Raw genomic sequence first — 14,511 nt, forward strand, 5'->3', positions numbered from 1 at the left:
GGCCTGCCCCGCCACGCGGCGGAGCACAATCGGTACAGCGGGAAGGGGCGGTAGGGGAACACGCCCCGCCCAGCGGCCGCACCCCCACCGTCACCCCCGCCTCAGCCCCAGCACCTCCCCGGCCGCGAAGCCCCGGGGCCTCGTCCCGAAGTACGGCGTCAGGACGCCCGCCAGTTCCTCGAAACTGAACGTCGGGCCCTTCGACAGCGACGCGTCGAACTTCGCGGCCACCCGGGGGCGTTCCACCACCGCCACCATCCCGCCGTGCACGACCAGCAGTTGACCGTTGACGACGGCCGCCGCCGGTGAGGCGAGGTAGCCGACCAGCGGTGCGACATGCTCCGGCGAAAGGGCGTCGAAGCCGCCCGGTTCCGCTTCCGCGAAGCCCGCGAAGACGTCCTCGGTCATACGGGTCCTCGCCCGGGGGCAGATGACGTTGGCCGTGACGCCGTACTTTGCGAGGGCGTGCGCCGTCGAGGTCGTCAGGCCGACGATGCCGCCTTTGGCGGCCGCGTAGTTGGGCTGGCCCGCCGAGCCGGCGAGGAACGCCTCGGAGGAGGTGTTGACGATGCGTCCGTACACCTGGCCGTCCTCCGCCGCCTTGGCGCGTTCTCTCCAGTGCGCGGCCGCGAATCGCGTGGTGTTGAAGTGGCCCTTGAGGTGGACCCGGATGACCGCGTCCCATTCGTCCTCGCTCATCGAGAAGACCATCCGGTCGCGCAGGATGCCCGCGTTGTTGACGAGGATGTCCAGCTTTCCGTACTCGCGGACGGCGAGGTCGACCAGGGCCCGGGCCGTGCGGAAGTCGGCGATGTCGCCCAGGTGGGCCACGGCCCGGCCGCCCGCCGCGCGGATCTCGTCGGCGACCGACTCGGCGACCGATCGAGCTGCCGATCCGGCCGAGGATCCGCCGGCCGTTCCGTCCCGTCCCTGCGGACCGTAGTCGTTGACGACGACAGCCGCGCCCAGCCGCCCCAGTTCCAGCGCCTCTGCTCGTCCTAGTCCGCGGCCCGCGCCGGTGACGATCGCGCTCAGACCTTCGAGGGGGAGTGACATGCGTCCCGTCCCCTCAGATCTCGATGCACGTGCGCAGGGCCTCGCCGCTGCGCATCTGCGCCACCGCGTCGTTGATCCCGGCGAGCGGCACCCGGTGGGTGATGAGACCCGCCAGGTCGATCCGGCCGGCCCGCCAGAGCTCGATGGCCCTTTCGTAGGAACGGAGCACGTCACCGCCGCCGTACATGGACGGGACGATGCGCTTCTCGTCGAAGAACAGCTCGAACATGTTGAAGCGCAGATGGTCGTCCATCGCGCCGGCGCCGACGATGCACAGCGTCCCGCCGCGCCGGGTCGTCTCGTAGGCCGTGCGGGCCGTCGCCGACTTCCCGACGACCTCGAAGACGTAGTCGAAGCCCTCCCCCGCGGTGATCCGCTGTTTGGCGTCGCCGAGCGCCTCCGGCTCCACCGCTTCCGTCGCACCGAACCGCAGGGCCGCCTCACGCCTGGACGCGACGGGATCGACGGCGACGATCTGTGCGGCGCCCCGCAGTTTCGCGCCCTGGACGGCGGAGATGCCGACGCCGCCGCAGCCGATGACGGCGACCGAGGATCCGGCTTCCACCTTTGCCGTGTTGATGGCCGCTCCGAGTCCGGTCGTGACGCCGCAGCCGATGAGGGCGGCGATGTCGAAGGGCACGTCGTCGGGGATCGGCACCGCGCAGCCCGCGTCGACGACGACCTCCTCGGTGAAGGTGCCGGTGCCGGCGAAGCCGAAGACGTCTCCGCCGGGGCGGCGGAAGTTGGGCGTGCCGGCGTTCATGAACCCGGCCAGGCACAGATGGCTCTGCCCCCGCTTGCAGGAGGGGCAGGCTCCGCAGGCGGGCAGCCAGCACATGAGGACCCGGTCGCCGGCGCCGAGTCCGCCGACCCCGTCGCCGACGTCGAGGATCTCGCCGGCGCCCTCGTGGCCGGGCACGAAGGGGGCGGGCTGCGGCAGCACACCGTTCATGGCGGAGATGTCGGAGTGGCACAGGCCGGTGGCCCTGATCCGGATCCGTACCTTGCCGGGGCCGAAGCCCACCGCCTCGACGTCGTCGAGGACTTCGAGTTTGTCCTGGCCGATCTCGTGCACTACGGCTGCGCGCATGGTGCGGCTCCCTTCACACGGTTTCTACGAGGGTGTCGGCGAGGACGGGGGCGTCGTCCCGGCCGGCGGCCGTCACCGCGACCTGGACCCGGCCGGTCAGGTCCCACATCCGGATGCGGAGGGTCTCGCCGGGGAAGACGACGCCCGCGAAGCGGGTGCGGTACGAGCGGACGCGGGTGACGTCCCCGTCGAGCAGGGTGTCGACGACGGCCTTGAGGGTGGTGCCGTACGTGCACAGGCCGTGCAGGATCGGCCGGTCGAAGCCGGCGAGCTTGGCGAAGTCGGGGTCGGCGTGCAGGGGGTTGAGGTCGCCGGAGAGCCGGTAGAGCAGGGCCTGGTCCTCGCGGATGTGCCGCTCCACGGTCCGGTCGGGGGCCCGGCCCGGAAGGTCGAGGCGCTCGGACGGGCCGCGTTCCCCGCCGAAGCCGCCCTCGCCGCGCACGAAGAGCTGGGCGTCGCTGGTCCACAGCGGCCCGTCGTCGTCGGCCGCCTCGGTACGCAGGACGAGGACCGCGGCCTTCCCCTTGTCGTACACGGCGGCGATGCGTGAGGTGGAGGTGGCCGTGCCGGTGACGGGGATCGGGCGGTGCAGCTCGATGCGCTGGCCGCCGTGGAGCACGGACGCGAGCCGGATGTCGAGCCCGGGGAGATCAAGGCCGCCGACGACGCCCTTGCCCGCACCCGCGACGGCGGCGAAGCTCGGCAGCACGTGGAGCCGGGACTCGAGGGTGTAGCGCAGTTCGTCGGGGTCGGTGGCGGGACGGCCGGCGCCCACGCCGAGGTGGTACAGCTGGATGTCCTTGTGGTCCCAGGCGACGGTGGTGGAGCGGGGCTCCGCGGCGACGGCCCTGGCTGCGTCGATGGGCATGGGGCTGCTGCTCCTCGGTGAGGGGAAGACCTCGGCACGGCCGTCCGCACCGTCGGCCGCACCGAGGTCGTACGGGACCGGCCAGGCGAGCCGTTCTAGAACGCGTTCTAGGCCGATGGCCCTATGTATAGCGCGACCTCGGGAGGTTGTGAAGACTGCTGACGCAACGTCAGTTCTCTTGTGGCCGCCGCGTACACCCAGGTCATTTGTCAGCGCCGGGTCCGTACATACGGCTCTGCCGGGCGGGCCGGACTGGCCCGGGTGATCCGGCGGGTGCTGACCGGCGAGACGGTCGTCGATCCGGCGCCGGCCGCGGCGGCGCTCGGCGCCGGTGCGAACCCGCTGACGGCCAGGGAACGGGACGCTCTCGCCGCGTCGGTGGACGGGGCGACGGTCGCCGACATCGCGGCCGAGCCTGCACCTGTCCGAGTCGACCGTACGGAACTACCTGTCGTCGGCGATCGGCAAGACGGGCACCCGCAACCGGATGGAGGCCGTGCGGGCGGCCCGGCAGCAGGGCCGGCTCTGACGACCGCACCCGGCCCGCCCCACCGTTCTCACGCCCGGTCCGCCGCGGGCCGCGGCAGCCACAGCAGCATGAGCACCGCGCCCGCGAGGAGCACACCCGTCCCTGTACGGAAGGCCAGCGCGTAACCGGCCGTCAGGTCCTCCGGTCCGGTGGCGCCGCCGGAGCGTGCGGCGGCGACGGTGGACAGGATCGACAGGCCGAGCGCGCCGCCCATCGTGCGCGAGGTGTTGATGAGGCCGGAGACGAGGCCCGCGTCGTCGGGGTCCGCGCCGGAGGTGGCGAGGGCGGCGAGCGGTGTGGCGGCCAGGCCGATGCCCGCCATCATCAGGATGCCCGGGCCGGCGATCGCCGTGAGGAACGTGCCGTCGGCGGTCATCGTGGACTGCCATCCGAATCCCGTCGCGGCGATCAGTGTGCCGAAGACGGCGACGTTGCGCGCGCCGCCTCTGGCCATCAGCGACGGCGCCAGTTTCGAGCCGACGATGACGCTGACGGAGCTGGGGACGAGGGCGAGGCCGGCCTCCAGCGGGGTGTAGCCGAGGACGTTCTGGGCGTAGACCGTCATGAAGAACCACATCGCGAAGGACGCGGAACCGGTCACCAGCATGGCCACGTTGGCAGCCGACACGGCTCTCGAGCGGAACAGCTTCAGCGGCATGAGCGGCGCCTTCGCCCTGGCCTCCACCGCCAGGAACAGGCCGAGCAGCGCGAGCCCGCCGAGGAGCGGCAGCAGCGTCCCGCCGGCGCCCCAGCCGGACTCCTCCGTCTGCACGATGCCGTACGCGACGGCGGCCAGGCCGCCCGTCACCAGGACCGCGCCGGGCAGATCGAGCCGGCGGCTGCCGCCGGTGCGGCTCTCCGTCAGCCACAGGACGGCGGCGGCCAGCACCACCATGCCGACGGGGACGTTGATGAGCAGCACCCAACGCCAGGACAGCAGGTCGGTCAGTACCCCGCCGACGAACCCGCCCGCCGCGCCGCCCGCGGCTCCGACGGCCGCCCAGGTGGCGATCGCGCGGGTCCGGGCCGGGCCCGGCGGCACGGCGGAGGTGATGATGGTCAGGGTCGCCGGCGCGAGGACGGCCGCGCCGAGCCCCTGCACCGCCCGTGCGGCGAGCAACTGCCAGCCCTCCTGGGCGAGGCCGCCCGCTACGGACGCCGCGGTGAACAGGCTCAGCCCGACGATGAACATCCGCTTGCGGCCGTATATGTCCGCCGCCCGCCCGCCGAGGAGCATGAACCCGGCGAACGCGATCGAGTAGGCGTTGAGCACCCATTGCAGCCCCGTCGCCGACAGTCCCAGGTCGGCACGCATCGACGGCAGCGCCACGTTCACCACGGACACGTCCAGCACGACGAGGAACGCACCGGCGCACGCGGCGAGGACCACCGCCCAGGTACGGGGCGAGGGCGTGGTGGGCGCGGGGGCGAGCGACTGCTGCGCGTTCGAGGGAGCTTGGGGCATGCCTGTCATGGTCGCAGCGACAGGGCGGTCCGTACATCCTGATTTCGATGTACGGCTCATGCGGCATGGGACCAGGACCAGGGACCTGGTAGGGCTTTGCGTCCGTGGTGGCGGTGAGGGCATTTCCGGGGCGGGTGTGCGCGGGCGCCCGGGTGGTCACGGCCGGCCTCGGCCGGACGGGTGCCGTGGTGGGTGCTGTGCGGACCACCGGGCACCGGCCCACGGGCGGCGGCTGCGGTGGGCCGATTGATCCCCGTCGTCTCGTGGAAGTGCTGTTGGACGTGACGCTACTGCCCAATGAGGAGGAGGAAGTGCGATGACCATCGCTCCTGAGGTTCCCGTCCGGCGTGAGCGGTCGGCGGCGGTCCCGGTCGTGGTGGCCGCGGCCATGGCTCCACTGCTGGTATGGCTGGTGGCCGACCCGCTGCTCGGCGCGAGGCTGGAGGTGGTCACGCCGCGGGGCGCGGTGGATCTCGGCGCCCCGCAGATTCTGATCGCCGGCGTCCTGTCCGCACTGGCGGGCTGGGGTCTGCGCGGTCTCCTGGACCGGTTCGCACCGCGGCGGGGCCGGACGATCTGGGTCGTGGCGGCCGTGCTGGTGCTTGCCCTGTCGTGCCTGCCGCTGACGGACCCCGCCATCAGCACCTCCACCCGCCTGTGGCTCGGCCTGATGCACGTCGTCGTGGGAGCCGTGCTGATCCCCGGGCTCGGTCGCCGCAGGGACGACAGGACGCCGCCGCCGGGAGCCGTGGCTGACGGGTCCTCCTGACCGGAGGGACCGTCGCGCTTCGGGGCCGGGCCCGCCGGAGCGGCTCGGGCAGGAACAGCCGCCAGGACTGCGGGCCTGAGGCGGTGCGGGAAGCGGCAGGGTTCCGGACGCGGGCTTCACTGCCAGGTCGCGGTGTCGGGGTCGATGCCGTGGGCGCGCGCGGCGGCATCGACGATGCGACGGAACCACGCGGCCAGGCCGGCGCGGATGCCGTCGTAGTGGGCGGCGAATCCCGGATCGGCCTCATACATGCGGGCGAGACAGACCTGCATCCGCCTGGTGAGGGGAAAGTACGAATCAAAGACTTCGCGGTGCCGCTCGACGAGTTGATTCGCTTCCGGGCTACCGGGTTCGACGCCGGCGTCCATCGCATCCCCGAGGGCGCGGTCGAGGTCGGCAACGGCGTCGGCGACGGTCCGCCACTCTTCCGGCCCGCGAGCGGCCGAGCGTTCGGCGTACTGCTGCCATTGCGTCGTGGCTCCGTAGCGCTGACGGGCCTGGACGGGCCAGTCCGGGTTCCACCGGGGGCCGAGGATCGCGGCCTGCTGCTCGGCGGTCAGCAGCAGGCCGCGCTCGTGGGCGTCGATCATCCGATCCAGTCCGGCGCCGAGCTGCTGGAGGCGGTCGATCCGTTCGGTGACCTGTTTGCGCTGCGCGCGCAAGGCGTCGGGCACGTCTGCGGTCGAGTCGTCCAGGACGGCGCGAATCCTGTCCAGGCCGAGACCGAGCTCACGGTAGACGACGATGCGGTGCAGGCGTTCCAGATCACCGGCGGTGTAGAGCCGGTATCCGGCGGCCGTGCGCAGCGACGGTCGCGCCAGACCGATGTCGTCCCAGTGGTGCAGGGCGCGGACCGTCACGCCGAGACGCGCCGAGGCCTGACCGACGGTCAGGCCCTCGGCGTCAGGGGCATCAGACATGGTCCTCATTGTCGCCGCGAGCGGCACCCGGTGGAGTGATCCCGACGGCTGCCAGGTTCCGCGCCTCCTGACTGTCCGGATCGAAGGGCTTGGCCGCGGTGAAGACGATCCGTGCGTTCTCGGGGGTGGTCACCGCCACATCGCGGGTGTTCCAGGGAGTGTCCCGTGGACCGTCGACCGAGTCCGGGCGCAAAGCACGACAGGCCTCGACCAGGGAATCGACCTGGCTGAGCACGCACGCGAAACTGACGCTGATCGCCGGCGCCTGCTCCGGCACGCTCTCCGCCGGGACGAGGAGTACGTCCTGGAACGCCCACCGGCGCAGATGCACGAGCCTGCCGGGGATGCTGAACAGCTCGAAGAACCCGAGGCCCCGGACCCAGAAATCCACCGACTCCGCCAGATCACTCGTGGGGATCGTCACGAACGCCGGCATTCCGTAGATGCCGCGGAACGGCTCCGGCGAAACCGCGTCCGGGCCGGGAGCGGGCACGGGACTGATCTCGAACGCGTTGTAGTAGTCGCTCATGGGCCCACCCTCCAGCCTCACGCGACGTGAGGGTCAAGCCGGTCCGTGACAACGCGCCCTGTTCCGACGCTGCGCCGGCTCCTCAAGGCGTACGGCCGCGACTTCGACCCGGCTGTGCTGATGGCGTACACACTGCTGCACGTGTACAGCGACCTGCCGTGGTCCATTGGGGAGTTGCCGTCCAGGACGCGAGCACGCCCGCAGTCGCTCGCCGAGGCGTGGTTCGGTACGGCTCTGCGGCGCGGCGGTACGGCGGCGGCGTGCGCGCCGCCTGTGCGATCACCTGCCGGAGCTGACGGCTCGTTGCTAGCCTGCTGAGCACGCAGTCGACACGGGGAGAGCGGCTCATGCGACCACGACTCGTCTTCATCCACGGGATAGGCCGCCCCCGAGACCCTGTCCGTGAGTTGGCGGCCTGGACGACGGCACTGGCCTCCGGCATGCGCGCCGCCGGACATTCGGCCCTCGCCGGCTCGCTGTCCGCCGACGGCGGTGTCGAGTGCGTTTTCGCGCACTACGACGATCTCTTCCGCCGCAGCCAGGCGCAGGGCGAAGGCGATGTGGGGCCCGGGGAGGCCGAGGCCGAGATCCTCTCGGATCTCCTCCTCGCCTGGGTCGACGGGCTGATCGCCGAGGAGGACGGAGAAGCCGGCCGCCGTCTCCTGGCGGGCGCGCGGGCACAGGCGCAGCCGAGAGACCAGAGCCAGGGCAGTCTCGACGTGGTGCGGCGGGCGCTCAACGTGGCGACCACGGTGCTCGCTCTCAAGCCGTGGGGTGCTGCCGCCCAGTGGATCACTCCCAAGCTGATGGTCCGCGAACTCGGCCAGGTGGCCAGATACCTGGCCCGTGGCGAAGCGGATGCGGCGGGTTCCGGTCTCGACCACCGCATCCGCGCGCGCGTCCTGGCAGCCATCGGCGAGGGACCGGCGGTGGTGGTCGCGCACTCGCTGGGTTCGATCGTCACCTTGGAAGCGCTGCACGAACTGCCTTCGGCCACACCTCTGTTCGTCACCCTCGGTTCACCGATCGCCATGCGGTCCGTCGTATGGCCGCGGCTTGCCCCTCAGCCTCCCCGGGTGCCCGAAGGAGTGCTCCGATGGAGGAACTACTGGGACCGTGACGACATCTTCGCCGTCCGCCCTCATCTGGAAAGGGACATGGCCGCGAACTCCGCGGGCGTGCTGCCGGAGAGCCGCCGGGTGGATTCCGACGGCGTGTGGGTCCACTCCGCGGAGACGTACCTGGCCCGGGCGAGCGTTGCCGGGCCGGTCGCCGAGGCACTGGCCGAAACCGCGACCCTGCCGCGCGGAACGGCAGATGCGCAGTAGAACAACCATGCGGCATGTGCTCGTCGTCGCACCGCAGAGCGCCTCCATGGAGCGCCTGACGCGCTTGGAAGAAGCCGCCGCCGACCTGTTCGCCGTACTGTCCGACGCCTCGGTCGGAGCCTGCCGCCCCGGCCTTCCCCCGGGCAGCAGCGCGCTTGTCACCGGTGACGGTCTCACCAGCGCCGAAATCACTGCAACGGTACACACGGCTGCGGCGTACGCGGCCGAACACGGGGCGGTACTGGTTCTGGCGTTCCTCGGGCACGGCTTCGTACCCGGCCAGGCGGCGACGCTCCACTTCATGGGGGCCGACTCGGTCGAGGACGTCAGGCACGGTTCGGTGAACGTGAGCGAACTCCTGACGCGGGCCCTCGACCACCCGGGGATCCCGGGCGTCCTCGGCATCATCGACACCTGTCACGCGGCCGGCGCCCTCCCGGCGGCGCAGGACCTCACCGCCGGTACACGGCTGGGGCAGAGCCGGCTGTCCCTCCTGATGGGTTCCTCGCTCAGTCAGGCCGCTGTCGACCTGGCCTTCTCCCGTGGCCTGACCACCCTCCTGAGGAGGGGCCTGCTCACGGCGGGCAGAAAACTGACCCTGGCGGACCTGGGCCACGCCTTACGCAGGGAACTCGTCGGGCAGAACATCACCGCTTTCGACTATGCCGGGGCGGCGTCCGAGCCGCTGTGGATCGCCCGTAACGCGAGCGCCCGCATGGCCCTCCTGGGCGGTCTCACGGGACCGCTCGCCCACGAGGAACTCACCGAGTCGCTCGGCCGGGTCGACCCCCCGGTGCCCGTTCCGACTCCCGGTGCAAGTCTGCAGTCGGTCCTTCAATGCCGGAAGGACATACTCGGCCGCGCCCCGTCGGAAGAGAGGGACCGCGCGGTACGCGCACTCGACGGGGCGATCATCGCCATTCACACCGTGACGTTCATCCGCGGCTGGATCGGCGGCAAGCTCACCACCGAGGCCATGCGGCACGCCCTGCACACCATGCTCGCCGCCGACCGACGGGTGCCGGGTGCGAGCGTGTCCATCACAGACGTCGGCATCATCGACGAACTCGCCTTCAACCACCCCGAGTCCGAGACCGACGGCCTGCGCTCGATCGCGCGCTTCGTCGCGCTGCTCGGCCAGGTCTGCGGAATGAGCCTCGACGACCCCGCCCTGGAGGACTGGGGACAGCGGATCGAGGCGCCGGCGCTGGTCAACGATGCGCGCCGGCACGCCGCTACCCGCACGGACGGTCAGCGGATGAGTCTGGTCGTGAGCCTTCACGCCTCCCTCGCCGGAGAGTGGCCAGAGACGCTCGATGCCTGGCTCTTGATGGACGGGGCGCTGCTGGAGCACGAGCAGTTCACCAACGAGAGCGCCGACAGACGAGGCGCGGAGGACGCCGTCGAGAGGGCGGTGCTGTGGGCCGACGAACACGCGCGAACACTGAAACTGCCCTTGAAACGGCTGGACATCGCCATTCCCAGCAGCCTGCTGCTCGAATGGCGGCCCGAGGAGGCGGGTGCCGCGCTTCTTCTCGGTGTCCGCTTCGACGTCCGGCTGCACTGGAGCAACCGACTCAACCCTGACGCTGTGCTGCGCAGCATCGAAGGCACCCTCGCCGAGCGCTGGGAGACGATCTCCGAATGCGGCGACGGCGCCCCGGTCGACTGGCTGGCCCACGAGGAGCTCGCCGATCCGCAGACGCTGCGCAGCCAACTGCGCAACGGTCGCTACACGCGGGGAATCGGCCTCACCCAGCACCCCGGCACCGATGCGCGGCTCATGGAGACGCTGCTCGCGTACACCCCCGTTCTGCTGTGGCCGCACACCGCGGGCGGGTTCCCGAAGGAACGCCACGGCTGTCTCGAAGCGAGCTGGTGGGCCATGCCGGGAGTGCTCACCCGCGCCTATCGCAACCGCTGGCGCGGGGAGGAGGCCGGTGACCTGGCCGACCTCCGGGCCGTCTGGGACGACCAGGACTGGCTGCGCTTCTGCCGGCACTTCCGTTCGACACCGCCACCGGCTCCGGCTGCCGACGAGGGGACTGCATGATGTGGGACGACTACTACCGAGGCGACGGGATCACGCGGGCGGACGCGGCTCTGCCGACTCCTCCGCCATGGCGCACCTTTCCTACGCCGTCACCGGCCGAGGTCTTCCGTCCCCCGCAAGGTCTGACCGACGCCGTGAACGCCGCCCTCGCGCTGCGGCGACCGCTGCTGATCACCGGCGGCCCCGGCACGGGCAAGTCCACCGTCATCGAACAGGTGGCTGCCGAGCTCGCGCTCGGGCCCGTGCTGCGCTGGCACATCACCTCGCGGAGCACCCTCGCGGACGCGCTGTACCGCTATGACGCCCTGGGCCGCATCCATGCCCACCGGCTCGAGCAGGAGAAGGCGAGAGCCGGCCAGGTCGCCGCTGCGGACGACGTCGCGGACTTTCTCACCCTCGGACAGTTGGGGACCGCGTTGCTTCCGTCATCGCGCCCCCGGGCCCTGCTCATCGACGAGATCGACAAGGCCGATCTCGACCTCCCGGGTGACCTGCTGGATGTCCTGGAGCGCGGGGAGTTCCACATCACGGAGCTTCTGCGGGAGGCCCAGGAGGAGGCTCAGGTGCGCATGTGGAACACCGATGCCCGCCACCTCGTGCGAAGGGGCCATGTGCAGTGCACCGAATTCCCGTTCATCGTGATGACGAGCAACGGGGAGCAGGACCTCCCCGCGGCGTTCCTGCGCCGCTGTGTGCGTTTCACCATGCCGAAGCCGACAGCCGCCCTGATGCGCGCCGTTGTCCGGGGCCACCTCCAGTTGGACGTCGGCGACTCGGGGCCCGAGGCTGAGTTGATCGATGACTTCGTACGCCGTGTCGCCTCCGGTGAGAACGTCGCCGTCGACCAGTTGCTCGGCACACTCCACCTGCTCAAGGGCACCACCGGCTCGCCCCAGGAGAACAGCCGGCTCATCGGCCTTCTCATGAAGGATCTCTCAAGTGCCTGACCAGGACGGCAAACCGGCCGCTGGATCCGACGCGCTGACAGCGGTCATCGGAGCTCTGAGCGGTACGGGCGAGGACCTGGACGCGGTGTCGCTGGCCGAGCTGCTGTGGCTGTCCGCCCGCATGCCGGGACGGGCGGCGGCGGCCCCGGGCGGCGGCAGCGGCAGCGGCACGGACCCGGCCACGACCGACGACCTCCGTGAACGGCTGCCCCACTGGGACGGCGAGGGCCGCCCGGTGTACCAGGCGGAGGAGGACGGGGAAGGGGCCACACTCGCGGCACGCGAGGTGACAGTGCCCAGAGCCTCCGCGCTTCCGGACGCAAGGCAGCTCGCCTCTGCTCTCAGGCCGTTGGGCCGTCCATGGCGAAACGGTCGCAGCCAGCAGCTCGACGTCGATGCCACCGTCTCCGACTACGCGAGGAGCGGTGAGCTCGTTCCCGCGTTCAGGCCCGCCCCGGAACGCTGGTTCGACCTGACGGTCGTGGTCGACCGGTCGCCCACGATGGCTGTGTGGGACGCCACCGTCGACGAGCTGCTCAAGGTGCTCGCCACGTCGGGTGTCTTCCGTACGTTGCGCACAGCCGGCATCGGTCCCGGCAAGGAAGGTGAGCAGCCCGTCACCGAGAAACTTCCTCCCGGGCGTCGGCGGGACGGTGCGTCGACCACCACCGCGCACACCCGGCGGCTCCTGTTGGTCGTCTCCGACTGCGTAGCGGGCAGCGACGCGGTGTGGGGCCTCCTGCGGCGCAGCTCCGCGGTCAGGCCCACGGTGCTGCTCAACCCTCTGCCGCCGCAGATCTGGCGGCAGTCGGGGCTCGACCTCCCGGCCGTCAAGGTCTCCCCAGCGCCCGCGGCCGGCTCGCCCAACGTGCGGTTGCGCTATCTGGTGCCGCCGTTGCTGGACGCCCTGCCGGACACGAACCGGGGTCGGCGGAACACATGGGTACCTGTCCCGGTGGTGGCTCTGTCGCCTCACTCGGTCGCACGGTGGACGCGCATGCTCATGCGCGGGGATCCGGCAGGATGCCAAGCGGTGCTTGTCCCGGAGCCGGACATCATTCCGCGGCCACCGGCTTCACGGTACGGCCCGCCGGACGGCGGACAGCTCGTCGAGGCGTTCCTCCACAGTGCGTCGTCCCCGGCCCTGCGCCTCGCTGTTCTGTGTTCGCCCTATCCCGGCCTGAACACCGCGCTGATCCACCTGATCAGGCAGGAACTCGTGCCCGAGGCGACGTCGGCCGATGTCGCCGAGGTCGTGGTCAGCGGCCTCTTCTCGATCAGCGATGGACCAGCGGGGGGCAGCGGCCCCGTCCTGCGGTTCAGGGACGGCGTACGCGAACGGCTGACCGCACGGCTCGGCGCCCGCGACGCACGGCGTACCCGGGACGCGGTGAGCCGTTTCATCGCTGCCCACACCTCCGCCGCCGGGCACTTCGCGGCGTTGGTTCCCGCTGCCGGGGGTCGGGCCGCGATCTCCTCGGAAGCGGCCCCTTTCGCCGACCTCTCGGCCCGCACACTGGACGCTCTGGGTATGACCGGCGACGGTCCGGCCACGTCGGCGGCAGAGCCCGAGGACGCCACGGATGCCATGGAGCACCTGTCGCCCCCTGCGTCGCCGGTGACGCCACCGGCACCTGCCCCCCGGGCGGGTCGCCCACGACTCCGCGATACCCGGGCCGGGGGCGACAGGCGGGACCACCGCCCATACTTCTTCCTCAGTTACGCCCATACCCCCCGGTACGCGGAGGGAGGCCCTGACCCCGACATGTGGGTCGAGCGTCTCTTCCGTGATCTGTGTGGCCATGTGATGGCCATGACCGATCTGCCGGCCGGCGCCCCCGCGGGCTTCATGGACCGGGAGATCAGGTCGGGCGAGGGGTGGTCGGAGCGACTGGGAGAGGTCCTCGCCACCTGCCGATCGTTCGTGCCGCTCTTCTCTCCTCGCTACTTCGCCAGCGAGATGTGCGGCAAGGAGTGGTACGCCTTCGCCGAGCGGTCGGTCTACCACCAGGCAAGGAGCGACAGGCCGGTCCAGGCCGTCGTGCCCGCCCTGTGGGTGCCGATACCTCCCGAACAGCTTCCCGGACCGGCACAGCGCCTTCAGATCGACCACCGGGCCTTCGGCGACCGCTATGCCACCGACGGCCTGTACGGGCTGATCAAGCTCCGGGTGTTCGCCGAGGAGTATGAGAGGGCCGTCTACGAGCTGGCGAAACGGATCGTCATTGTCGCCGACAGCGTCCAGCTGCCCCCCGGTAGCCCCGTGGACTACCGCAACACACCCAGTGCCTTCGGAGCGCCCGGGGGCCTCCCGGGCAATCTGCGACTCGCGGTGGCGGCGCCCACTGCCACGGAACTGCCCGAAGGGCGCTCGCCCTACTACTACGGGGCGACACGGGACGCCTGGAACCCCTTCCGCCCGCTGTCCAAGCGGGCGCTGGCCTATCTCGTGGCGTCCCTTGTCTTCGTCTCCAACCGGCAGGTGGACACCGTGCCGTTCGAAGAGGTGCTCGCAGGTCTCGGGGAACGTGCCCCTTCTCAGGGCCCGCTGATCGTGCTGGTCGACCCGTGGGCCGTGCGGGTGCCTCAGTTGCGTGAGCAACTCATCGCGCTCAACGGCATGCACCGGCCGGATGTCAAGGTGGTGATCCCCTGGAACCCCACCGACCCTCAATCCACAAGGGCAGGGCATGACCTCTCCGAGGAGTTGGCGCGAACCATTCCCGCGCTGTTGCACGGCAACGAGTCACCCCTGTCGACCACGTCCAAGAGCAGCGTGCTCAACCTCAAGGCCCTGGGCCGGGTCGTCCCGGCTGTGGTCAGGGACGTCTACTCCGCCTACCACCGGCACGCACAGTCGCCTCCTGAAGCCCCTCGACCCCTCCTCAGGGATCCGGCGGATGGACCATGACGCGCAGGAGCCGTCAAAAACGCCCGGCCCCGGCGGCGTCGGCGAA

12 protein-coding genes and 1 pseudogene are annotated in these 14,511 nt (G+C 71.1%); 7 read left to right on the top strand and 6 right to left on the bottom strand.

The features are described 5' to 3' along the window. Window positions 1-90: 90 nt before the first annotated feature. The 3 genes from MDN94_RS00430 to MDN94_RS00440 are packed head-to-tail and all read right to left on the bottom strand — an operon-like array spanning window position 91 to window position 3,014. On the bottom strand, window positions 91-1,056 hold the full coding sequence (locus MDN94_RS00430) for a 3-oxoacyl-ACP reductase (protein WP_482724025.1): 966 nt from the start codon (window positions 1,054-1,056) through the stop codon (window positions 91-93). A gap of 13 nt (window positions 1,057-1,069) precedes the next feature. Beyond that, complete coding sequence (locus tag MDN94_RS00435; protein ID WP_482724026.1) at window positions 1,070-2,146, bottom strand: Zn-dependent alcohol dehydrogenase; 1,077 nt, start codon at window positions 2,144-2,146, stop codon at window positions 1,070-1,072. A 13-nt stretch (window positions 2,147-2,159) separates the two neighbouring features. Continuing rightward, window positions 2,160-3,014, bottom strand: a complete 855-nt coding sequence (locus MDN94_RS00440; protein WP_482724027.1) for a MaoC/PaaZ C-terminal domain-containing protein — start codon at window positions 3,012-3,014, stop codon at window positions 2,160-2,162. Window positions 3,015-3,266: 252 nt separating this feature from the next. Between MDN94_RS00440 and MDN94_RS00445 the strand changes: the two are divergent. After that, window positions 3,267-3,543, top strand: a pseudogene (locus tag MDN94_RS00445) (response regulator transcription factor); the annotation flags it as partial. A gap of 28 nt (window positions 3,544-3,571) precedes the next feature. On the opposite strand, the gene MDN94_RS00450 reads toward MDN94_RS00445, so the two are convergent. Then, window positions 3,572-5,017 carry an MFS transporter gene (locus MDN94_RS00450; RefSeq protein WP_482724028.1) on the bottom strand — a complete coding sequence of 482 codons (1,446 nt, stop codon included), beginning with the start codon at window positions 5,015-5,017 and terminating at the stop codon, window positions 3,572-3,574. A 307-nt stretch (window positions 5,018-5,324) separates the two neighbouring features. Here MDN94_RS00450 and MDN94_RS00455 point away from each other — a divergent pair, with 307 nt between their 5' ends. Further along, a complete protein-coding gene (locus MDN94_RS00455; protein ID WP_482724029.1) occupies window positions 5,325-5,777 on the top strand; it encodes a DUF6069 family protein in 453 nt (150 codons plus the stop codon). A gap of 116 nt (window positions 5,778-5,893) precedes the next feature. Here the strand turns inward: MDN94_RS00455 and MDN94_RS00460 are convergent, their stop codons facing one another. Further along, window positions 5,894-6,697 carry a MerR family transcriptional regulator gene (locus tag MDN94_RS00460; RefSeq protein ID WP_482724030.1) on the bottom strand — a complete coding sequence of 268 codons (804 nt, stop codon included), beginning with the start codon at window positions 6,695-6,697 and terminating at the stop codon, window positions 5,894-5,896. After that, entirely contained in the window at window positions 6,690-7,226 is a 537-nt protein-coding gene (locus MDN94_RS00465) for a VOC family protein (protein WP_482724031.1), read from the bottom strand. The genes MDN94_RS00460 and MDN94_RS00465 overlap by 8 nt, the downstream gene beginning before the upstream one ends. A gap of 45 nt (window positions 7,227-7,271) precedes the next feature. Between MDN94_RS00465 and MDN94_RS00470 the strand changes: the two genes are divergently transcribed. Genes MDN94_RS00470 through MDN94_RS00490 form a run of 5 tightly spaced genes read left to right on the top strand, consistent with a single transcriptional unit; the run spans window position 7,272 to window position 14,465 of the window. After that, window positions 7,272-7,544: a hypothetical protein gene (locus tag MDN94_RS00470; protein ID WP_482724032.1), complete on the top strand. Its 273-nt coding sequence runs from the start codon at window positions 7,272-7,274 to the stop codon at window positions 7,542-7,544. Window positions 7,545-7,573: 29 nt separating this feature from the next. Next, window positions 7,574-8,554, top strand: coding sequence for a lipase family protein (locus MDN94_RS00475; protein WP_482724033.1), 981 nt, complete (start codon window positions 7,574-7,576; stop codon window positions 8,552-8,554). After that, window positions 8,544-10,607, top strand: coding sequence for a vWA-MoxR associated conflict system protein (locus MDN94_RS00480; protein WP_482724034.1), 2,064 nt, complete (start codon window positions 8,544-8,546; stop codon window positions 10,605-10,607). Before MDN94_RS00475 ends, MDN94_RS00480 begins: the two co-directional genes overlap by 11 nt. Beyond that, window positions 10,604-11,554: an AAA family ATPase gene (locus MDN94_RS00485; RefSeq protein ID WP_482724035.1), complete on the top strand. Its 951-nt coding sequence runs from the start codon at window positions 10,604-10,606 to the stop codon at window positions 11,552-11,554. The genes MDN94_RS00480 and MDN94_RS00485 overlap by 4 nt, the downstream gene beginning before the upstream one ends. Further along, entirely contained in the window at window positions 11,547-14,465 is a 2,919-nt protein-coding gene (locus MDN94_RS00490) for a TIR-like protein FxsC (RefSeq protein WP_482724036.1), read from the top strand. The genes MDN94_RS00485 and MDN94_RS00490 overlap by 8 nt, the downstream gene beginning before the upstream one ends. Window positions 14,466-14,511: the final 46 nt, after the last annotated feature.

Source organism: Streptomyces sp. WAC00040 (assembly GCF_056835925.1).